The organism is Enterobacter sp. ECC-219 (assembly GCF_043966805.1).
In the GTDB taxonomy this organism is placed as follows: Bacteria; Pseudomonadota; Gammaproteobacteria; order Enterobacterales; family Enterobacteriaceae; genus Enterobacter; species Enterobacter cloacae_N.
In genome coordinates this window covers 4,816,548-4,834,597 of record NZ_CP143680.1, presented here as the reverse complement: position 1 = coordinate 4,834,597, position 18,050 = coordinate 4,816,548, and the positions used below count along the sequence as shown (strand labels likewise).

Here is an 18,050-nt window from a genome sequence, read left to right as displayed (position 1 = left end):
GGGAGTGCGTGTTGTGTTTGCTTTAACGGCGGGGTTCACCCGCACGCTGTTATTTTTCCGGCGGCGTATAGCCTTCGATGTGCACGTCTTTACCTTCGAACAGGAAGCTCACCATCTCCTGCTCCAGCAGCTTGCGGTGCTCCGGGTTCATCATGCTGAGCTTTTTCTCGTTGATCAGCATGGTCTGCTTTTTCTGCCACTGTCCCCAGGCTTCTTTGGAGATCTCGTTATAGATGCGCTTGCCCAGATCCCCCGGATAAAGCTGGAAATCCTGGCCTTCAGCGTCGCGCTGCAGGAAAGTACAAAAAATCGTTCTGGCCATACGTATTCCTCTTTTTTAGCCGTTGCTAAACCATTGCACCGGCACGTAATTGCTGTAACAGGCGCTCCACGGGAGCCGCCAGCCCGACTGATGGCGGTTGCGCTAAGTTATACCAGAGAGCGGTGCCTTCATCCATGCACGAGGTGAATGAGGACACGGGAAGCCACATCGGGACAATATCCAGATGGAAATGGCTGAAGGTATGGCGAAACGCGGTCAGCTGCGTCAGGTTATCGGCAGCAATCCCGCGCTTTTGAAGCCACTCACGCAGCAAGTCTTCATTTTCAAACTGTGGGAAGCAGTATAGACCACCCCACAGACCGCTCGGCGGACGCTGGGCAAGGAACACGTCGTCGCCGTGCTGCATCAGCAGCATATAGCCCGTGCGCTCCGGCAGCGTCTGTTTGGGTTTCTTACCCGGATACTGCGTCCATGAATGGTTGGCGTAGGCCACGCAGAGGTTGTTTACCGGGCAGAGTTCACACTTAGGTTTTGAACGCGTGCAGACCATTGCGCCGAGATCCATCATCGCCTGGTTGAAGCGCTCGACGCCGTTGGCCGGGGTGACCGCTTCACTTATTTCCCAAAGACGTTTCTCAACGTCCTTCTTCCCCGGCCAGCCGTCGACGGCGTAGCAGCGTGCCAGCACGCGCTTCACGTTGCCGTCGAGGATCGGGAAATGCTTGCCTAAAGACAGGGAGAGAATGGCGCCCGCGGTTGAACGCCCGACGCCGGGTAAGTCCGCCACCTCGTCGAAGGTTTCCGGGAATTTGCCGTTGTGGCGCGTCGCGACCTGCTGTGCGGCCTTGTGCAGGTTACGCGCCCGGGCGTAATAGCCAAGACCGGTCCACAGGTGCAGGACCTCGTCCAGCGGGGCGTTGGCCAGATCGGTCACCGTCGGGAAGCGCGCCATAAAACGCTCGAAGTAAGGGATCACCGTGGCGACCTGCGTTTGTTGCAACATCACCTCGGAGAGCCATACTTTGTACGGCGTTTTTTCAATTTGCCAGGGCAGGGTTTTACGCCCGTATTTGTCGTACCAGTCCAGCACCTGGGCTGAAAATTGAGAGGCTTGCATGGTCATCGATTCGCATAATCAGGGACGCAGATTGCAGCACAGCGTCAATCTGCTGTAAACCGGATCTTTCCCATGCTTGCATAGAAGCCTTAACTTTGGATAATGCCCGTTTCCCGAACATTCTCACAAGCAGACAACTCTTTTATGAAAAACGACGTCATTTCACCGGAATTTGATGAAAACGGTCGCCCGCTGCGCCGTATTCGCAGCTTTGTCCGCCGTCAGGGCCGCCTGACAAAAGGGCAGCAACATGCGCTGGATAACTACTGGCCGGTGATGGGCGTTGAGTTCAGCGAGCAGCCTCTGGACTTTGCCGAGCTGTTTGGTCGCGACGCGCCCGTCACGCTGGAGATCGGCTTTGGGATGGGCGCCTCGCTGGTGACCATGGCGAAGGCGCGTCCTGAGCAGAACTTCCTCGGTATTGAGGTGCACTCCCCGGGCGTGGGCGCCTGTCTCGCAACCGCCCATGAAGAGGGCGTTGAGAACCTGCGCGTCATGTGTCACGACGCGGTGGAAGTGCTGCATAAAATGATTCCTGACAATTCTTTAACCATGGTTCAGCTCTTTTTCCCTGACCCGTGGCACAAAGCACGTCATAATAAACGCCGTATCGTTCAGGCACCGTTTGCCGAGCTGGTAAAAAGCAAGCTCAAACTGGGCGGCGTCTTCCATATGGCGACCGACTGGGAACCTTATGCGGAACATATGCTGGAAGTGATGTCATCGCTGGATGGGTATAAAAACCAGTCTGCAAGCAGCGACTATGTACCGCGTCCGGACTCGCGTCCGGTAACGAAATTTGAACAGCGTGGCCATCGTCTTGGTCACGGTGTATGGGACTTAATGTTCGAGAGGGTGAAATAATGGCAAAGAATCGTAGCCGTCGTCTGCGTAAAAAGATGCATATCGAAGAATTCCAGGAAGTGGGCTTCTCCGTTGCGTGGCGTTTCCCGGAAGGCACCAGCGTTGAGCAGATCGATCAGGACGTGGATGCGTTCATCAACGAGGTGATCGAGCCAAACAAACTGGCCTTCGACGGTAGCGGCTATCTGGCCTGGGAAGGTCTGATCTGCACCCAGGAAGTGGGTAAATGCACCGAAGAACATCAGGCGCTGGTACGTAAATGGCTTGAGGACCACAAGCTGGAAGATGTTCGCGTCAGCGAACTTTTCGACGTTTGGTGGGACTAATAAAGCAGTAAGGGGCCAGCATTAGCTGGCCCATTTTGTCTGAGGGAGTGTTTAAGATGCGCAAAACGTTGCTGGCTGTTGCTTTGATGGCAACCGGATTCACCGCCCATGCGGATTATCAATGTAGCGTCACCCCGCGTGATGACGTGGTGTTAAGCCCGCAAACCGTGCAGGTCAAAGGCGAAAACGGCAACCTGGTGATTACGCCGGAAGGGAACGTCACCTTTAACGGCAAACAGTACACCCTGACTGCCGCACAGCGCGAGCAGGCGAAAGACTACCAGGCCGATTTGCGTACCGCGCTGCCGTGGATTAATGAAGGCGCGCTGACGCGCGTTGAGAAAAGCCGCGTCGCGCTGGATAAAATCATCACCAAAGAGGTGGGGGAGAGCAGCAACATGCGCACCCGCCTGACGAAGCTCGATAAGCAGCTTAAAGAGCAGATGAACCGCATTATCGAGACGCGCACCGACGGTCTGACGTTCCACTACAAGGCGATCGATCAGGTCCGTGCTGACGGGCAGCAGCTGGTGAATCAGGCCATGGGCGGCATCCTGCAGGACAGCATCAATGAGATGGGGGCGAAAGCCGTGCTGAAAGGCGGCGGTAACCCGCTGCAGGGCGTGCTGGGCAGCCTGGGCGGCTTGCAGACCTCGATTCAGAACGAGTGGAAGAACCAGGAAAATGATTTCCAGCAGTTCGGCAAAGACGTGTGTAAACGTGTGGTGTCGCTGGAAGACAGCCGGAAGGCGCTGGTGGGGACGCTGAAGTAAGATCTCTGCGCGCTGGGCCCCTCACCCCAGCCCTCTCCCCATGGGAGAGGGTGTAATCGTTCCCTCTCCCTGTGGGAGAGGGTTAGGGTGAGGGCATCAGGCATTGCAGTCGTTGCAGAATAGCCATCAACACCACCTCCTCATTAGCCCTGAATTCATTATTCCAGAACCGTACGACTTCCCATCCGTTCGTATTCAAAAACGCGGTACGACGTGAATCATAGTCCTCTTCACCCTGATGTTGCCCCCCATCCAGCTCAACGATCAGTTTCGCCTTAAAGCAGGCAAAATCGACGATATAGGTTCCGATCGGCATCTGACGGCGAAACTTATACCCAAAGAAACGACGACCTCTGAGCAAATACCAGAGGCGTAATTCTTCGGGCGTCATTTGTTTGCGGAGTTGTTTTGATTTTTCCATCCCCACACTCTGCCAGCCTTTCCCTCAGCCGGCAGAACGGGATGCAAAATCCTGAATCAGCCTTCAGGAATCTTCGGTGAGGAACAGCTCAAGAAGGGAGTTTAAGAACAGTTTGCCGTGTTCGGTGATCTGCCAGTATTCCTCGCTCTCGGTGAGATACCCCTGCGCCAGCGCCTCGTCGATCTGCGGGCGGATCACCGACTCCGGTAGCCCGGTGTACAGCGCAAACTCCGCGCGCGGGGCGGCTTCCAGCAGGCGGAAGCGGTTCATAAAGAACTCAAACGGCTTATCCGCCGCTTCGACGTCGTGCTGACGCTCCAGGTAGCGGCCTTCCATATACCCGCGCGGGTGGCGGGTTTTAGCCGTGCGCCGAATACGTCCGTCCGGGAAGGTCACCTTGCCGTGCGCGCCGCAGCCAATCCCCAGATAGTCGCCAAAGCGCCAGTAGTTCAGGTTGTGCTGGCACTGGTAGCCCGGCTTCGCGTACGCGGACGTTTCGTACTGCTGATAGCCCGCAGCGGTCAGAAGCCTGTGACCCTGCTCGAAGATATCCCACAGCGCGTCGTCGTCCGGCAGCACCGGCGGGCGCGAGCCAAACAGGGTGTTAGGCTCGATGGTGAGCTGGTACCACGACAGGTGCGGCGGGTTCAGTTCAATTGCCTGGCGCAGGTCGTCCAGCGCCTCTTCCAGCGACTGATCCGGCAGGCCATGCATCAAATCGAGGTTAAAACTTCGAAGATTAAGCCCGGTCGCCAGGTTTGCCGCGCGCTTGGCCTCTTCCGGGCCGTGAATGCGCCCCAGACGTTTTAGCTTTGGTTCGCTAAAGCTTTGCACGCCGATGGAGATGCGGTTCACGCCCGCACGCTGATAGTCGACAAAACGGTCGGCTTCAACGGTGCCGGGGTTGGCTTCCATCGTAATTTCCGCATCCGCCGCCAGGTTCAGGCGCGCACGCACGCCGTCCAGCAGCGTCTGCATCGCCGGGCCTGACAGCAGGCTCGGCGTACCGCCACCAATGAAAATGGTCTTAACTTCACGTCCCTGTGCGTAAGGTACATCGGCGTCCAGGTCGGCCAGCAGATGCGCAACGTAATCATCGTGCGGCACTTCGCCCTTCAGCGCGTGCGAGTTGAAATCGCAGTACGGGCATTTCTGCACGCACCACGGGATGTGAATATAAAGACTCAGAGGCGGCAAATTAGCCATTACGCAGTGCTTCCAGTAACAGTTTCAGCGCGCGTCCACGGTGGGATATCGCGCTTTTCTCTTCGCGGGTCAGTTCCGCGGCGGTTTTTCCCTCGGTCGGGACAAAGAAAATCGGGTCGTAGCCAAAGCCGCCGTTGCCAGCCGCTTCACGGGTAATCACGCCCGGCCAGCTGCCGTGGCAGACAATAGGCGTCGGGTCTTCCGCGTGGCGCATATAGACCAGTACGCAGTGGAACTGCGCGGTGCGCTGTTCGTCCGGTACGTCTTTCAGGGCGACAAGCAGCTTTTCCAGATTCTGCTGGTCGGTGGCGTCCACGCCGGAATAGCGTGCGGAGTAAATTCCCGGCGCGCCGCCGAGGAAATCCACGGCCAGACCGGAGTCGTCGGCAATCGCGGGCAGGCCGGTGACCTGTGCGGCATGGCGCGCTTTCAGGATCGCGTTTTCGATAAACGTCAGCCCCGTCTCTTCGGCGGACTCCACGCCCAGCTCGGTCTGAGCCACTACGTCCAGCCCAAAATCATTTAATAGCGAGGCCAGCTCGCGCACTTTACCGGCATTACCGGTCGCGAGAACAACTTTCTGCATGGTTTAGTCCTGTTCTGTCAGAGCCGCGACTTCCGTCGGGATAGATTGCGGATTAAGGATTTTTACCTGTTTATGTCGCCCAAGTTCACCTTTTTCAATGATGACCTGGCTTTTGGCGACGCGAAACTGTTTTGCCAGATATTTGGTCAGATGCGCGTTCGCCTGGCCGTCAACCGGCGGGGCGGTGATGGCGACCTTTAACTCGTCGCCATGCAGCCCGACAATACTGTCACGGCTGGCTTTCGGCTGAATATACAGCCGCAAAACCAGCCCGTCAGCGCAGGTGCTTACTGCACTCATAGCGCCATCCACAGCCCCGGCAGCAGCATGTCGCCCGTAGACTGAAGCAGCTCGGCGATCCCCATGTTGATCACATAGAGCAGCAGAACCAGAATCATCGGGGAGAAGTCGATGCCGCCCATAGACGGAAGCAGGTTGCGGATCGGACGCAGCAGCGGCTCGGCCAGCTGAATCAAGGCGTACTCTACAGGGCTACGGCCTTGGCTCACCCAGCTCATGATCGCCATAACCAACAGCACCCAGAAGATCAGCAGACCGACGGTTTTGATCAGAATCAGGACGGCGGCAATCCAGATAATCGGCTGGAAGGTGATGACCATAAACAGCACGATGGCTTTGATCACGCTCAGAATAAACGCCACCAGCAGCGAAGCGCTATCGATGGGCCCCATTGCCGGGATAATACGGCGCAGCGGTCCGACGACAGGTTGCGTAATTTTCACGACAAACTGGGAGAACGGATTGTAAAAGTCACAGCGGGCCCACTGCATCCAGACGCGTAGCAAAAGCGCCATCGTATACAGCTCAATGACCGTTGAGAGCAGGAAAGTCAACGTCTTCATGGCGTTCCTCAGGTTTCCTTATTATTTGGTGTAGTCGCGCGCACCGAAAACGGCTGTGCCGATGCGCACCATAGTGCTGCCTGCCGCGATGGCGGCTTCCATATCATCCGACATGCCCAGTGAAAGCGTGTCTACCGTTTCATAGCGCGCTTTAAGCGCCTCAAATGCTACAGCCATTTGCTGTGCCACGGCAAACTGCCTTTCATAACTTGACTCAGGCGCCGGAATTGCCATCAGCCCGCGCAGGGTTAAGCGAGGCAGGGCGGCCACCTCTGCGGCCAGCGCATCCAGCTCGCTCAGGGCGATGCCGGACTTGCTGTTTTCATCACTGATGTTGATCTGAATCAGCACGTTAAGCGCAGGCATCTCTGCCGGGCGCTGGTCGCTCAGGCGTGTGGCAATACGCAGACGGTCAACGGTATGGCACCAGTCGAAGTGCTCAGCCACCAGACGGCTCTTGTTCGACTGCAGTGGGCCAATAAAGTGCCACTGCAGATCAGAAGTACCCTGCTCCTGGAAGTAGCGAATTTTATCCACGCCTTCCTGCACGTAGTTTTCGCCAAACGCCCGCTGGCCTGCCGCAATGGCTTCTGCGATGGCGCTCGCAGGCTTTGTTTTGCTGACTGCAAGTAGCGTAATTTCTTCTGAAGCACGGCCGCAACGCGTTGCTGCGGCTGAGATTTTGTCCCGAACCTGTGCCAGGTTATGCGCAATGTCGTTCATTTTCCGAGGAGTAGTCTATGGATGTGGAAGAAATTGTGGCCCTTAGTGTAAAGCATAACGTCTCCGATCTACACCTGTGCAGTGATTCGCCACCCCGTTGGCGCAGATTAGGCCGCCTTGAACCGGCGCCGTTTCCGCCGCCTGATGTAGGGGCGTTGTTGAAAGCCTGGCTCAACGACGAGCAGCAGGGAACCTGGTGGGCAAACGGGCAGGTCGATTTTGCCGTGACGGTGGCGGAAGACCAGCGTCTGCGCGGGAGCGCGTTTAAGCAGATGAAGGGGATATCCGTCACCCTGCGGCTGTTGCCGCGCACCTGTCCGCAGCTTTCCTCGCTGGGTGTACCGCGGGCCATTCCCGAACTCTTGTCCAGCGACAACGGGTTGGTTCTGGTAACGGGAGCGACCGGCAGCGGCAAATCCACCACGCTGGCCGCAATGGTCGATTTTCTCAACCGCCATACTGACGGCCACATCCTCACGCTCGAAGATCCGGTGGAGTTTATGTACCAGAGTGAACGTTGCCTGATTCAGCAGCGGGAGATAGGCCAGCACAGTCCATCATTTGTGGAGGCGCTGCGCAGTGCATTACGCGAGGACCCGGACGTTATTTTACTGGGTGAGCTGCGCGACAGCGAAACAATCCGCCTGGCGCTGACGGCGGCGGAGACCGGGCATCTGGTGCTGGCGACGCTCCACACTCGCGGGGCATCGCAGGCAATTGAACGGCTGGTCGATACGTTCCCGGCGCAGGAGAAAGATCCGGTGCGTAACCAGCTGGCCGGCAGCCTGCGGGCGGTGCTGGCGCAAAAGCTGCTTCCCGATCTGCAGGGCGGGCGCGTCGCGTTGTATGAACTGCTGGTGAACACCGCAGCGGCGGCGAATCTTATTCGTGAAGGAAAAACGTGGCAGTTGCCCGGCATTATTCAAACCGGCCAGCAGGCAGGAATGCAGAACTTTGACCAGAGCCTGGCGGAGAGACGGGCACAGGGGCGGCTGTAGCCCCCTTCGTTTAAAAGCCCTGTTCGAAATAGCTTTCGAGGATGATGACGGCTGAAGCGGAGTCCACGCTGCCCTTGTTGAGCGCCCGGAAGCCACCGTGCTCAAACAGGCCTGCACGTGCTTCGACGGTGCTGAGACGCTCGTCGTGAAGCTTAACGGAGACGCCAAAGCGGCCATGGATTTTATTAGCGAACTTACGCGCCCGGGCGGTCAGCGGCTGTTCCGTGCCGTCCATGTTCAGCGGCAGCCCAACGATAACGTCATCCGGCTGCCACTCTTTGAGCAGACGTTCGATAAGATTCCAGTCTGGCGTGCCGTCGTTGGCCTTCAGGGCCGTGAGCGGACGCGCGGTACCGGTGATGCGCTGACCCACGGCAACGCCAATGCTTTTGGTGCCAAAATCGAAGGCCAGAAGTGTTCCGCTCATCAGGCGTGCCCCGCTACGCCTGGCATGGTCAGAATATCAATGCCAATCAGCTTTGCCGCGTCACGCCAGCGATCGGCTATCGGGGTTTTAAACAGAATATTCATGTCCGCAGGTGCGGTAAGCCAGGCGTTATCGAGGATCTCTTGCTCAAGCTGGCCTTTTTCCCACGACGAATAGCCCAGCGCCACCAGCACCTCAGAAGGCTGCTCTGCCGTACCCAGCGTCTCAAGTACGTCGCGCGAGGTCGTGATCACGGTGTTGTCGGAGATGCGAATGCTGGACGAGAAAACCGGCGGGGTATGCAGAATAAAGCCGCGATCTTCTGCAAGAGGTCCACCCAGCATCACCGGTTTATCAAGCCGAATTTCCGGCAGGCGCTCTTCAGCCGAGATTTTCAGCTTGTCCAGAATCCCTTCAACCTGCAGGTTTTCCAGCGGCTTATTGATGATAATGCCCATTGCGCCGTCTTCATTGTATTCACAAATATAAACCACGGCGCGGCGAAAAATCGGATCCTGGAGAGCAGGCATGGCAATAAGAAAGTGATGCTGTAAATTCATTGTCAGAGGTACTGTTTCCTGGTTTAAAAAGCGACAGCGCCCAGTATGGGGATAAACCCGGGCGCTGTCACAGATTATTTCTGTAAACGTTTTTCGATCGCGTCCATCAGCATTCCGGTGATCGAGATCGGGAACTCCGCTTCGATTTCGCGAATGCAGGTTGGGCTGGTGACGTTCACTTCAGTCAGGCGATCGCCGATGATATCCAGGCCAACGAAGATCAGGCCTTTGGCTTTCAGCGTAGGGCCGACGCGGCGGGCAATTTCCCAGTCGCTTTCGGTCAGCGGACGGGGTTCACCACGACCACCGGCCGCCAGGTTACCGCGGGTTTCGCCACCCTGCGGAATACGCGCGAGGCAGTAAGGCACCGGCTCGCCGTCTACAACCAGCACGCGTTTGTCGCCATCTTTAATGGCAGGCAGATAGTTCTGCGCCATGCAGTAACGGGTACCCAGTTCGGTCAGCGTTTCGGCAATCACGCCGATGTTCGGATCGCCTTCCTTCACGCGGAAGATAGATGCGCCGCCCATGCCGTCCAGCGGCTTCATGATGATGTCGCCGTGCTTCTGCCAGAATTCTTTCAGCTGCGCTTTGCTGCGGGTTACCAGCGTTTCCGGCGTCAGGTCAGAGAACCAGGCGGTGTAGAGCTTCTCGTTGCAGTCGCGCAGGCTCTGCGGTTTGTTGACGATAAGCGTTCCTTTCTCTTCGGCACGCTCAAGGATGTAGGTGGAGTAGATATATTCGGTATCGAACGGCGGATCTTTACGCATCAGGATCACGTTGAGGTCGGCCAGGGCAATGTCCTGCTCGGTGCCAAACTCGTACCATTTGTCGTAGTTCTGCTCGACGTTAACGATGCGGGTGCGCGCGCGGGCTTCACCGTTGATCAGGTAAAGATCGTTCATCTCCATATAGTGGAGCTCATAGCCGCGACGCTGCGCTTCCAGCAGCATAGCGAAGCTGGAATCTTTTTTGATGTTAATGTTTGCGATGGGATCCATCACGATGCCGAGCTTTATCATGTTCTTCTCCGTTAATACTTCAACCCAGGTCGCCAAACCGCACCTGTAGCGCGGTGATGGCCGTGAGTGCCGTTGTCTCAGTGCGCAGAACGCGAGGTCCCAACAGAATATCAGTAAACTGGTAGCGCGCCGTCATCGCAATTTCGTCCGCCGACAGGCCACCTTCGGGGCCAATCAGCAGCCGAACGCGCTCGACGGGCAGCGGCAGCGTATTGATGCTGGCGCTGGCGCGCGGATGAAGATTGAGCTTCAGCCCGCTCTCTTCTTCTGCACACCAGTCCTCCAGATCCATTGCCGGGCGGATCTCCGGGATTCGGTTGCGGCCGCTCTGTTCGCAGGCCGCAATGGCAATTTTCTGCCACTGCTGGATCTTTTTATTCAGACGTTCAGCATCCAGTTTAACGCCACAGCGCTCGGAAAAAAGTGGCGTAATGAGGCTTACGCCCAGCTCAATGGATTTTTGAATGGTGAACTCCATCTTTTCCCCGCGCGACATCACCTGCCCAAGGTGGATGTGCAGCGGCGATTCACGGTCGTCCACTTCACCGCGCAAGACATTTACATGCACGCTTTTTTTATCCGCCCGCGTGATTTCCGCGTCGAAAACCTGATTAGAGCCATCGAACAGCTGTATTGCCTGGCCTGCCCCCATGCGCAGCACGCGGCCAACGTGGTTAGCGGCGTCGTCAGACAGGGCGATTTCGCGGCCTGCGGTAATCAGTTCAGGGTGGTAAATGCGGGGAATGCGCATAGTCAAAAATTCCATATGTCATGCGATATAAGCGAATTGCCGTAGTGTAGGTTAGCTCTTTTGCGCCTGGCAAGCCCGCTGGACGTACGGGTTATGATTCCCCTGGACTCTGGCAATGCGTTCGTCGCGCTGGCATTCCCATTCCGTCACCGGATACTGCTTGTCCCAGGCGTTGAACAGCTGCGTCTGCTGGCGGGAAAGGTTGAGGTCATAACGATCACGCATATAGAAGTAGGTGCGGGCGATGCTGCCGCGCGCGCGGGCAGGGGGCTCGGCGACTTTCTCTTTAAAATCCACCTTCATGCCGCACTGGCCGTACTGGCCTTCGCCACCGTTCCACTGGCTGTACATAAAGTTACCGCGGTCGCCGTTCACTTCACCAACCGCAGGTTGCAGGTTATGCATATCGCTTTCCATCTGGCGATATACCGGATCTTTGGCGCAGTTTTTACGTCCGCCGTCCTGCCAGCACTGGCGCTGGTGGCCAAACTGCCAGGCCGGAACGACATGCTCCCATTCGATGCGGCTGGCGCGGTTTTCGTTTTTACGCACCTTATAGCCGCATGACTCAAGGTCAACGACCCCTTTTTTGCCCTGCCAGTTAATTTTGCAGCCGCAGTAGAAATCGCCCGGCACATCGGCGTTCACCTTCACGCCTGCTGCCTTGGCCTGGGAAAAACTGTTGATACCGTCGGCCATTGCCTGGCCGGAAAGCGCCGTCGTCAGAAAAGCGACCGCGAGAGAGAAATTACGGGACATCTTACACTCCGTGTCAAAACGAGCCCGCAACGTAACGAATGTTGTTCCCGTATGCAATCAGTCAGATCAGGAAAGTTCCTGAAAGTTCAGGCGATTACTCCGCGACCAGCGGTTCGCCGCATTTGACGCAGCGGTAGGTCGCTTCACCGCGCACCACGCGATTATGGCGGCGGACGGTAAGCTGGTGCTGCTGGCACTGGCAGCGGTAGGGGAAGGTATTGCGGCGCACTGATTCCAGCTCGAACTGATGGGTGCGGCGCGCCGGAACCCCAAGCACCGCCTCCATCATCCACTTCCACTCTTTCCCGTGCGGCGCGACGCGTCCGAAGTGTTTCCACACCAGCAGATGCGCCAGCTCGTGCGGTACCACTTCCTCAATAAACGCCTGCTGGTTTTCCATCATCAGCACCGGGTTAAGGCGGATCTCGTATGATTCCAGCCAGGCGGTGCCTGCCGCGGTACCGCGCTGCTGATAGACCAGCTTCGGTTCAGGATAGTTGCGGCCGAGCTTCAGATTCGCCTGAGCGAGTTTTTCCCGCAGGCTGCGCATAACGGCTTGCTGAATGGCGATGGGGAGACGGGGAGCTTTCATAGGAGCAGAGCATAAAGCGGGAAGCGGGGAGGCGCAAGAGGCGCCTCCCGCAATGAGGATCAGTCGTGTGCGCCGATTTCGCGCAGCGGACGACCTTTCATCAGGTTACGTTCAATGTGTTCCAGTGAAACGTGCTTAGTTTCTGGAACCAGCCAGATAGTCAGAACAATAAAGAAGATATTCAAACCGGCGTAGACCCAGAAGGTGTTCGCATTGCCCAGGGTGTTGAGCATGGTCAGGAACGTCGCGCCGACGATCATATTGGCAATCCAGTTGGTCGCGGTAGAGCAGGTGATACCAAAGTCACGCCCTTTCAGCGGCTGGATCTCCGAGCACAGCACCCAAATCAGCGGGCCGGCGCTCATCGCAAACCCGACGATAAACATCAGCAGCATCCCTACCGCGAAGTACTGGGCGGTTGGAGAGTGAATGCCCACATGCATCATGGTGCCCAGCACGCCCATGCCGATCGCCATGACCAGGAAGCCCAGCGTCAGAGTAGGCTTACGCCCCCAGCGATCCACCAGGCCGATGGCGATAAAGGTCGCCAGCACGTTGGTCAGGCCGACAATAACGGTGCCCCACATCTGCTCGGTGGTGTTGGTGTAGCCCGCCAGCTCAAAGATTTTTGGCGCGTAGTACATGATGACGTTCATCCCGGTGAACTGCTGCATCACCTGCAGCAGCACGCCGAGGAACACCGCACGGCGGAAGTTGCTGTTCTCTTTAAACAGCGCCCAGCCGGACTGTTTTACCTTCAGGCTTTCGCGGATCTCTTCCAGCTCGTTTTTCGCTTCAGCGCTGGTATCGCGCAGGCGAAGCAGCACGCGTTCGGCATCGACGAAGCGGCGTTTGGCGGCAAACCAGCGCGGGCTGTCCGGCAGGAAGAAGACGCCAATCAGCAGCAGAATGGCCGGAATGATGATCACGCCGAGCATCCAGCGCCATGCGCCGCTGTAGCTGAACGCGGTATCGGACAGGTAAGCACCAAGAATACCGATGGTGATCATCAGCTGGTACATGGAAATCATGCTGCCGCGGATTTTCTCCGGCGCAATTTCAGAGAGGTAGAGCGGGGCGGTGTATGACGCTACGCCCACGGCCAGGCCCAGCAGCACACGGGAAAGGATAAGCACTTCAACGTTAGGGGCGGCTGCAGAGAAGAGGGAACCGGCGACGAAGAGGATCGCACCGATCATGAGGCTCTTTTTACGTCCGAGCTTGAAGGAGAGCCAGCCGCTGCCGACGGCCCCAACGGCCGCACCGAACATCATGGAGCTGACCACCCATTCCTGGGTATGCGCGTTAATCTGGAATTCGTCTGCGATGAAGGGAAGAGCGCCGGCAATGACGCCGATATCCAGGCCAAAGAGTAATCCTGCCAGGGCGGCGAGGAAGCAGACGAAGAATGTCATCGCCTTGTTGGACGTACGCCCCTGTTTTTTATTGTCAGGCATTATGCCCTCCAGTTGGGTTATCAGTTTTATTGATGTTTAGGGTAGGTGAGCGACCCATAAAAAGATGTGAGATTAATCACATTGGTGTAATCGGTTACACTAACCTGTAACCGTAAATAAAATTAAAGCTTTGAAAATATAGAGGTAAATGAGGTGATATGCATCGCGAAAGAATACATTTCAGACTTAACTGAAAGGAAATGTAACAGCAGAAGAAAGGCGATCATGCAAAGAGAATATTCTGAAAGCAGAATATATTCGGTGCGGTGTAATCGGTTCCAGTCGCGCGGCTTTTGGCCGGCACCCGATATAAAAAAGGCCAGCACAAAGGCTGGCCTGTCTAAAGCGCGCGTCAGTCGATTATTTCAGACCGGCAGCTTCACGCAGCAGAGCGGCTTTGTCGGTTTTTTCCCATGGGAAATGTTCACGACCAAAGTGACCGTACGCCGCGGTTTCCTGGTAGATTGGATGCAGCAGATCCAGCATCTGAATCAGGCCGTATGGACGCAGGTCGAAGAACTCGCGCACCAGCAGGGTCAGCTGTTCTGAAGGCACTTTCTCGGTACCGAAAGTTTCAACCATGATGGAGGTTGGCTCAGCCACGCCGATGGCGTAGGAAACCTGGATCTCACAGCGGTCGGCCAGGCCGGCAGCAACGATGTTTTTCGCCACATAACGTGCTGCGTACGCCGCAGAACGGTCAACTTTAGACGGGTCTTTACCGGAGAACGCACCACCGCCGTGACGGGCCATGCCGCCGTAGGTATCAACGATGATTTTACGACCGGTCAGGCCGCAGTCGCCCATTGGGCCGCCGATAACGAAGCGTCCGGTTGGGTTGATGAAGAATTTGGTCGCGGAGCTCAGCCATTCGGTCGGCAGAACCGGCTTGATGATCTCTTCCATCACTGCTTCCTGCAGGGATTTCTGATCGATATCTTCGGCATGCTGAGTAGACAGTACCACCGCATCGATGCCGACAATTTTGCCGTCGTCGTACTGGAAGGTTACCTGGCTTTTCGCATCCGGTCGCAGCCACGGCAGGGTGCCGTTTTTACGCACTTCAGCCTGACGCTGCACCAGACGGTGTGCGTAGGTCACAGGTGCCGGCATCAGCACGTCGGTTTCGTTGGTTGCATAACCGAACATCAGGCCCTGGTCGCCCGCGCCCTGTTCCAGCGGATCGGCACGGTCAACGCCCTGGTTGATGTCTGGAGACTGTTTGCCAATGGCGCTCAGTACCGCGCAGGAGTTGGCATCAAAGCCCATATCAGAATGCACATAGCCGATCTCACGCACCGTGTTACGGGTGATCTCTTCGATATCAACCCATGCGCTGGTGGTGATCTCACCGCCAACCAGAACCATGCCGGTTTTGACATAGGTTTCGCACGCTACGCGCGCTTTAGGATCCTGCGCCAGGATCGCATCCAGCACCGCATCGGAGATTTGGTCAGCAATTTTATCAGGATGTCCTTCTGATACGGACTCGGACGTAAACAGGTGTTTTGCCATGTTTTATTTCACCTAAGAGGAATTTGGTTAGCTCAAGCTGCTGTGTGGAATAGCCAAAGGAGATAATTCTACCAAGGCCTGCAGGTTTTTGACACTGGCAGTATGAGTGTTAATCAGTATAGATGGATTAACATCTGGATGGCTATTTTAGGTCACTTCTTCGCCCGATTTCCAGTTTTTTTTGATTCATCTCTCACTGCGTTGAAATGTCTGCTGGAAATTTTTCCTGACGGCGCTGGCAACCCGCGCATTTTTGTTTTGCTTTTTAGCCCCCTTCTCGGTATAAAACGCGGCGCGCGGCTCATACAAAAAAAGCGCTCGATGACCTCATCGTGTCGCCACTTCCAGCCGGGTTAAGCAGTGAACTTTTAGCTTTGGCTTGGGGTCCGTTTCAGCAGAGGCGGCCGTGGAGGTGATACGAGATAATGAACCATCGTTTTCCGCTAATTCAGCGCTGCCGTTCTGGCGCGCAATTGATTCCCGCAACCCGCATTTCTAGTCTGCAAACCTGCCGATGTTATACCCATCTCGGCGCTTCTCAGGATTCCAGGGCCGGTCACGCTTTGTGAAAACTGAACAAGGGCGCTCTTGTTAATACAAGAGTTTTCTCGTGGTTTCGCCGAACCTTGTCATACAGAGTTCGGATACGTGTTTTACAATGATATGAATAAGAAACCGGTCGCACGGTCTGGTTTTCAGCATACTCTGCTGGGAAACGGAGCCGTTTATGGGTTGTTATCGCCGTACAACGCTGCGATAGTAGTCAACTGTTTTACACTTAATACAAAGAGTTGAGGTTCGCTATGTCTGACGACATGTCTTCTTTTTCGCCTTCGTCAGCGGGCGAACAGGGTGTACTACGTTCTATGCAGGAGGTTGCGATGAGCTCCCAGGAAGCCAGCAAGATGCTGCGCACTTACAATATTGCCTGGTGGGGCAATAACTACTACGACGTCAATGAACTGGGCCACATCAGCGTCTGCCCTGATCCGGACGTCCCTGAAGCGCGCGTGGACCTCGCCAAACTGGTGAAAGCCCGCGAAGCACAGGGCCAGCGTTTGCCTGCACTGTTCTGCTTCCCGCAGATCCTGCAACATCGCCTGCGTTCCATTAACGCCGCGTTCAAGCGCGCGCGTGAATCCTACGGCTATAAAGGCGACTACTTCCTGGTGTATCCGATCAAGGTAAACCAGCACCGTCGCGTGATTGAATCCCTGATCCACTCCGGCGAACCGCTGGGGCTGGAAGCCGGCTCCAAAGCGGAACTGATGGCTGTGCTGGCGCATGCGGGCATGACCCGTTCGGTGATCGTCTGTAACGGCTATAAAGACCGTGAATACATTCGTCTGGCGCTGATTGGCGAGAAGATGGGCCATAAGGTCTATCTGGTTATCGAAAAGATGACCGAAATTGCCATCGTGCTGGAAGAGGCCGAACGTCTGAACGTCATCCCGCGCCTTGGCGTGCGTGCGCGTCTGGCGTCGCAGGGTTCCGGTAAATGGCAGTCCTCCGGCGGTGAAAAATCCAAGTTCGGCCTGGCGGCGAACCAGGTGCTGCAGCTGGTGGAAATTCTGCGCGAGCGCGGTCGTCTGGACAGCATTCAACTGCTGCACTTCCACCTCGGCTCGCAGATGGCCAATATTCGCGACATCGCCACCGGCGTGCGCGAATCGGCCCGTTTCTACGTTGAGCTGCACAAGCTTGGCGTAAATATTCAGTGCTTCGACGTGGGCGGCGGCCTGGGCGTGGATTACGAAGGGACCCGCTCGCAGTCTGACTGCTCGGTGAACTACGGCCTGAACGAATATGCCAACAACATCATCTGGGCGATTGGCGATGCCTGTGAAGAGCACGGCCTGCCGCACCCGACGGTGATCACCGAATCTGGCCGCGCGGTCACCGCCCACCATACGGTGCTGGTCTCTAACATCATTGGCGTTGAGCGCAGCGAAATCACCGAAGCGACGCCTCCGCAGGATGATGCCCCTCGTTCCCTGCAAAGCATGTGGGAAACCTGGCAGGAGATGCATGAGCCGGGCACGCGCCGTTCCCTGCGCGAATGGCTGCATGACAGCCAGATGGATCTGCATGATATTCACGTGGGTTATTCTTCAGGCACCTTCAGCCTGCAGGAGCGCGCGTGGGCGGAGCAACTCTACCTGAACATGTGCCATGAGGTGCAGAAACAGCTCGATCCGAGCAACCGCGCGCACCGTCCGATTATCGACGAGCTGCAGGAGCGTATGGCGGATAAGATTTACGTCAACTTCTCCCTGTTCCAGTCGATGCCGGATGCCTGGGGTATCGACCAGCTGTTCCCGGTTCTGCCGCTGGAAGGGCTGAACCACGCGCCGGAACGTCGTGCCGTGCTGCTGGACATCACCTGTGACTCCGACGGCGCTATCGACCACTACGTTGACGGCGACGGTATCGCAACGACGATGCCAATGCCGGAGTACGACCCGGAGAACCCGCCGATGCTGGGCTTCTTTATGGTCGGGGCGTATCAGGAGATCCTCGGCAACATGCACAACCTGTTCGGCGATACCGAAGCGGTTGACGTGTTTGTATTCCCTGACGGCAGCGTGGAAGTTGAGCTGTCCGACGAAGGGGATACCGTGGCGGACATGCTTGAATACGTTCAGCTGGATCCGAAAACCCTGCTTACCCAGTTCCGCGATCAGGTGAAAAACACTGGTCTGGACGACGCGCTCCAGCAGCAGTTCCTGGAAGAGTTTGAAGCGGGGTTGTATGGGTATACTTATCTTGAAGACGAGTAATTTTTCAGCCAGCTGAATATGAAAAGG

At 56.6% G+C, this 18,050-nt stretch carries 23 protein-coding genes; 7 read left to right on the top strand and 16 right to left on the bottom strand.

The features are described from left to right. Positions 1-49: 49 nt before the first annotated feature. Positions 50-322, bottom strand: coding sequence for an oxidative damage protection protein (locus tag V1603_RS22965; RefSeq protein WP_023309138.1), 273 nt, complete (start codon positions 320-322; stop codon positions 50-52). Between the two features lie 25 nt (positions 323-347). Beyond that, complete coding sequence (gene mutY, locus V1603_RS22960) at positions 348-1,400, bottom strand: A/G-specific adenine glycosylase (RefSeq protein ID WP_395313308.1); 1,053 nt, start codon at positions 1,398-1,400, stop codon at positions 348-350. A gap of 144 nt (positions 1,401-1,544) precedes the next feature. Here mutY and trmB point away from each other — a divergent pair, with 144 nt between their 5' ends. From trmB to V1603_RS22945, 3 genes are read left to right on the top strand one after another with little or no spacing between them, the layout of a single operon-like run. Further along, positions 1,545-2,264, top strand: a complete 720-nt coding sequence (trmB, locus tag V1603_RS22955; RefSeq protein WP_233002828.1) for a tRNA (guanosine(46)-N7)-methyltransferase TrmB — start codon at positions 1,545-1,547, stop codon at positions 2,262-2,264. Next, positions 2,264-2,590 carry a YggL family protein gene (locus V1603_RS22950; RefSeq protein WP_003862421.1) on the top strand — a complete coding sequence of 109 codons (327 nt, stop codon included), beginning with the start codon at positions 2,264-2,266 and terminating at the stop codon, positions 2,588-2,590. The genes trmB and V1603_RS22950 overlap by 1 nt, the downstream gene beginning before the upstream one ends. A 56-nt stretch (positions 2,591-2,646) precedes the next feature. Beyond that, positions 2,647-3,363, top strand: a complete 717-nt coding sequence (locus V1603_RS22945; RefSeq protein ID WP_166712316.1) for a DUF2884 domain-containing protein — start codon at positions 2,647-2,649, stop codon at positions 3,361-3,363. An 82-nt stretch (positions 3,364-3,445) separates the two neighbouring features. On the opposite strand, the gene V1603_RS22940 is transcribed toward V1603_RS22945, so the two are convergent. From V1603_RS22940 to V1603_RS22915, 6 genes are all read right to left on the bottom strand, one after another. After that, complete coding sequence (locus V1603_RS22940) at positions 3,446-3,784, bottom strand: endonuclease domain-containing protein (protein ID WP_166712314.1); 339 nt, start codon at positions 3,782-3,784, stop codon at positions 3,446-3,448. A 63-nt stretch (positions 3,785-3,847) separates the two neighbouring features. Then, on the bottom strand, positions 3,848-4,990 hold the full coding sequence (gene hemW / locus V1603_RS22935) for a radical SAM family heme chaperone HemW (protein WP_395313307.1): 1,143 nt from the start codon (positions 4,988-4,990) through the stop codon (positions 3,848-3,850). Further along, on the bottom strand, positions 4,983-5,576 hold the full coding sequence (locus tag V1603_RS22930) for an XTP/dITP diphosphatase (RefSeq protein WP_010435473.1): 594 nt from the start codon (positions 5,574-5,576) through the stop codon (positions 4,983-4,985). Before V1603_RS22930 ends, hemW begins: the two co-directional genes overlap by 8 nt. Before the next feature lie 3 nt (positions 5,577-5,579). Beyond that, positions 5,580-5,876: a DUF167 family protein YggU gene (yggU, locus tag V1603_RS22925; protein WP_014885193.1), complete on the bottom strand. Its 297-nt coding sequence runs from the start codon at positions 5,874-5,876 to the stop codon at positions 5,580-5,582. Beyond that, on the bottom strand, positions 5,873-6,439 hold the full coding sequence (locus V1603_RS22920) for a YggT family protein (RefSeq protein ID WP_116341962.1): 567 nt from the start codon (positions 6,437-6,439) through the stop codon (positions 5,873-5,875). Before V1603_RS22920 ends, yggU begins: the two co-directional genes overlap by 4 nt. A gap of 21 nt (positions 6,440-6,460) precedes the next feature. Beyond that, a complete protein-coding gene (locus V1603_RS22915) occupies positions 6,461-7,162 on the bottom strand; it encodes a YggS family pyridoxal phosphate-dependent enzyme (protein WP_116341960.1) in 702 nt (233 codons plus the stop codon). 17 nt (positions 7,163-7,179) lie between these two features. Here V1603_RS22915 and V1603_RS22910 point away from each other — a divergent pair, with 17 nt between their 5' ends. Continuing rightward, the gene (locus tag V1603_RS22910) at positions 7,180-8,160 is read left to right on the top strand and encodes a type IV pilus twitching motility protein PilT (protein WP_116341958.1); all 981 of its coding nucleotides are present in this window, start codon (positions 7,180-7,182) and stop codon (positions 8,158-8,160) included. Positions 8,161-8,170: 10 nt separating this feature from the next. Here the strand turns inward: V1603_RS22910 and ruvX are convergent, their stop codons facing one another. From ruvX to metK, 8 genes are all read right to left on the bottom strand, one after another. Continuing rightward, on the bottom strand, positions 8,171-8,587 hold the full coding sequence (gene ruvX / locus V1603_RS22905; protein WP_021242076.1) for a Holliday junction resolvase RuvX: 417 nt from the start codon (positions 8,585-8,587) through the stop codon (positions 8,171-8,173). After that, on the bottom strand, positions 8,587-9,147 hold the full coding sequence (locus V1603_RS22900; protein WP_020883695.1) for a YqgE/AlgH family protein: 561 nt from the start codon (positions 9,145-9,147) through the stop codon (positions 8,587-8,589). The genes ruvX and V1603_RS22900 overlap by 1 nt, the downstream gene beginning before the upstream one ends. Before the next feature lie 74 nt (positions 9,148-9,221). Beyond that, positions 9,222-10,169 (bottom strand): glutathione synthase, encoded by a 948-nt coding sequence (gshB, locus tag V1603_RS22895; protein ID WP_023331278.1) that lies wholly within the window; start codon positions 10,167-10,169, stop codon positions 9,222-9,224. A 19-nt stretch (positions 10,170-10,188) separates the two neighbouring features. Then, a complete protein-coding gene (gene rsmE, locus V1603_RS22890) occupies positions 10,189-10,920 on the bottom strand; it encodes a 16S rRNA (uracil(1498)-N(3))-methyltransferase (protein ID WP_014833222.1) in 732 nt (243 codons plus the stop codon). A 51-nt stretch (positions 10,921-10,971) separates the two neighbouring features. After that, positions 10,972-11,679 carry a deoxyribonuclease I gene (gene endA, locus V1603_RS22885; protein ID WP_166712308.1) on the bottom strand — a complete coding sequence of 236 codons (708 nt, stop codon included), beginning with the start codon at positions 11,677-11,679 and terminating at the stop codon, positions 10,972-10,974. A gap of 94 nt (positions 11,680-11,773) precedes the next feature. Beyond that, on the bottom strand, positions 11,774-12,271 hold the full coding sequence (locus tag V1603_RS22880; protein WP_003860035.1) for a SprT family zinc-dependent metalloprotease: 498 nt from the start codon (positions 12,269-12,271) through the stop codon (positions 11,774-11,776). A gap of 59 nt (positions 12,272-12,330) precedes the next feature. Beyond that, positions 12,331-13,728, bottom strand: a complete 1,398-nt coding sequence (gene galP, locus V1603_RS22875; RefSeq protein ID WP_045134809.1) for a galactose/proton symporter — start codon at positions 13,726-13,728, stop codon at positions 12,331-12,333. A gap of 360 nt (positions 13,729-14,088) precedes the next feature. Then, the gene (gene metK / locus V1603_RS22870) at positions 14,089-15,243 is read right to left on the bottom strand and encodes a methionine adenosyltransferase (protein WP_061097111.1); all 1,155 of its coding nucleotides are present in this window, start codon (positions 15,241-15,243) and stop codon (positions 14,089-14,091) included. Between the two features lie 138 nt (positions 15,244-15,381). Here metK and V1603_RS22865 point away from each other — a divergent pair, with 138 nt between their 5' ends. The 3 genes from V1603_RS22865 (at position 15,382) to speA (ending at position 18,023) form a co-directional block, all read left to right on the top strand. Further along, a complete protein-coding gene (locus V1603_RS22865) occupies positions 15,382-15,600 on the top strand; it encodes a hypothetical protein (protein ID WP_162874982.1) in 219 nt (72 codons plus the stop codon). A 306-nt stretch (positions 15,601-15,906) separates the two neighbouring features. Then, entirely contained in the window at positions 15,907-16,038 is a 132-nt protein-coding gene (gene yqgB / locus V1603_RS22860) for an acid stress response protein YqgB (protein WP_127312443.1), read from the top strand. An 8-nt stretch (positions 16,039-16,046) separates the two neighbouring features. Further along, positions 16,047-18,023, top strand: a complete 1,977-nt coding sequence (gene speA, locus V1603_RS22855; RefSeq protein WP_116341952.1) for a biosynthetic arginine decarboxylase — start codon at positions 16,047-16,049, stop codon at positions 18,021-18,023. Positions 18,024-18,050 lie beyond the last annotated feature (27 nt).

What these genes read in the sequence shown, in the direction of transcription:
- V1603_RS22965 (WP_023309138.1), bottom strand. Translation starts at nt 322, where the DNA reads ATGGCCAGAACGATTTTTTGTACTTTCCTGCAGCGCGACGCTGAAGGC.
- mutY (WP_395313308.1), bottom strand. Translation starts at nt 1,400, where the DNA reads ATGCAAGCCTCTCAATTTTCAGCCCAGGTGCTGGACTGGTACGACAAA.
- trmB (WP_233002828.1), top strand. Translation starts at nt 1,545, where the DNA reads ATGAAAAACGACGTCATTTCACCGGAATTTGATGAAAACGGTCGCCCG.
- V1603_RS22950 (WP_003862421.1), top strand. Translation starts at nt 2,264, where the DNA reads ATGGCAAAGAATCGTAGCCGTCGTCTGCGTAAAAAGATGCATATCGAA.
- V1603_RS22945 (WP_166712316.1), top strand. Translation starts at nt 2,647, where the DNA reads ATGCGCAAAACGTTGCTGGCTGTTGCTTTGATGGCAACCGGATTCACC.
- V1603_RS22940 (WP_166712314.1), bottom strand. Translation starts at nt 3,784, where the DNA reads ATGGAAAAATCAAAACAACTCCGCAAACAAATGACGCCCGAAGAATTA.
- hemW (WP_395313307.1), bottom strand. Translation starts at nt 4,990, where the DNA reads ATGGCTAATTTGCCGCCTCTGAGTCTTTATATTCACATCCCGTGGTGC.
- V1603_RS22930 (WP_010435473.1), bottom strand. Translation starts at nt 5,576, where the DNA reads ATGCAGAAAGTTGTTCTCGCGACCGGTAATGCCGGTAAAGTGCGCGAG.
- yggU (WP_014885193.1), bottom strand. Translation starts at nt 5,876, where the DNA reads ATGAGTGCAGTAAGCACCTGCGCTGACGGGCTGGTTTTGCGGCTGTAT.
- V1603_RS22920 (WP_116341962.1), bottom strand. Translation starts at nt 6,439, where the DNA reads ATGAAGACGTTGACTTTCCTGCTCTCAACGGTCATTGAGCTGTATACG.
- V1603_RS22915 (WP_116341960.1), bottom strand. Translation starts at nt 7,162, where the DNA reads ATGAACGACATTGCGCATAACCTGGCACAGGTTCGGGACAAAATCTCA.
- V1603_RS22910 (WP_116341958.1), top strand. Translation starts at nt 7,180, where the DNA reads ATGGATGTGGAAGAAATTGTGGCCCTTAGTGTAAAGCATAACGTCTCC.
- ruvX (WP_021242076.1), bottom strand. Translation starts at nt 8,587, where the DNA reads ATGAGCGGAACACTTCTGGCCTTCGATTTTGGCACCAAAAGCATTGGC.
- V1603_RS22900 (WP_020883695.1), bottom strand. Translation starts at nt 9,147, where the DNA reads ATGAATTTACAGCATCACTTTCTTATTGCCATGCCTGCTCTCCAGGAT.
- gshB (WP_023331278.1), bottom strand. Translation starts at nt 10,169, where the DNA reads ATGATAAAGCTCGGCATCGTGATGGATCCCATCGCAAACATTAACATC.
- rsmE (WP_014833222.1), bottom strand. Translation starts at nt 10,920, where the DNA reads ATGCGCATTCCCCGCATTTACCACCCTGAACTGATTACCGCAGGCCGC.
- endA (WP_166712308.1), bottom strand. Translation starts at nt 11,679, where the DNA reads ATGTCCCGTAATTTCTCTCTCGCGGTCGCTTTTCTGACGACGGCGCTT.
- V1603_RS22880 (WP_003860035.1), bottom strand. Translation starts at nt 12,271, where the DNA reads ATGAAAGCTCCCCGTCTCCCCATCGCCATTCAGCAAGCCGTTATGCGC.
- galP (WP_045134809.1), bottom strand. Translation starts at nt 13,728, where the DNA reads ATGCCTGACAATAAAAAACAGGGGCGTACGTCCAACAAGGCGATGACA.
- metK (WP_061097111.1), bottom strand. Translation starts at nt 15,243, where the DNA reads ATGGCAAAACACCTGTTTACGTCCGAGTCCGTATCAGAAGGACATCCT.
- V1603_RS22865 (WP_162874982.1), top strand. Translation starts at nt 15,382, where the DNA reads ATGGCTATTTTAGGTCACTTCTTCGCCCGATTTCCAGTTTTTTTTGAT.
- yqgB (WP_127312443.1), top strand. Translation starts at nt 15,907, where the DNA reads ATGAATAAGAAACCGGTCGCACGGTCTGGTTTTCAGCATACTCTGCTG.
- speA (WP_116341952.1), top strand. Translation starts at nt 16,047, where the DNA reads ATGTCTGACGACATGTCTTCTTTTTCGCCTTCGTCAGCGGGCGAACAG.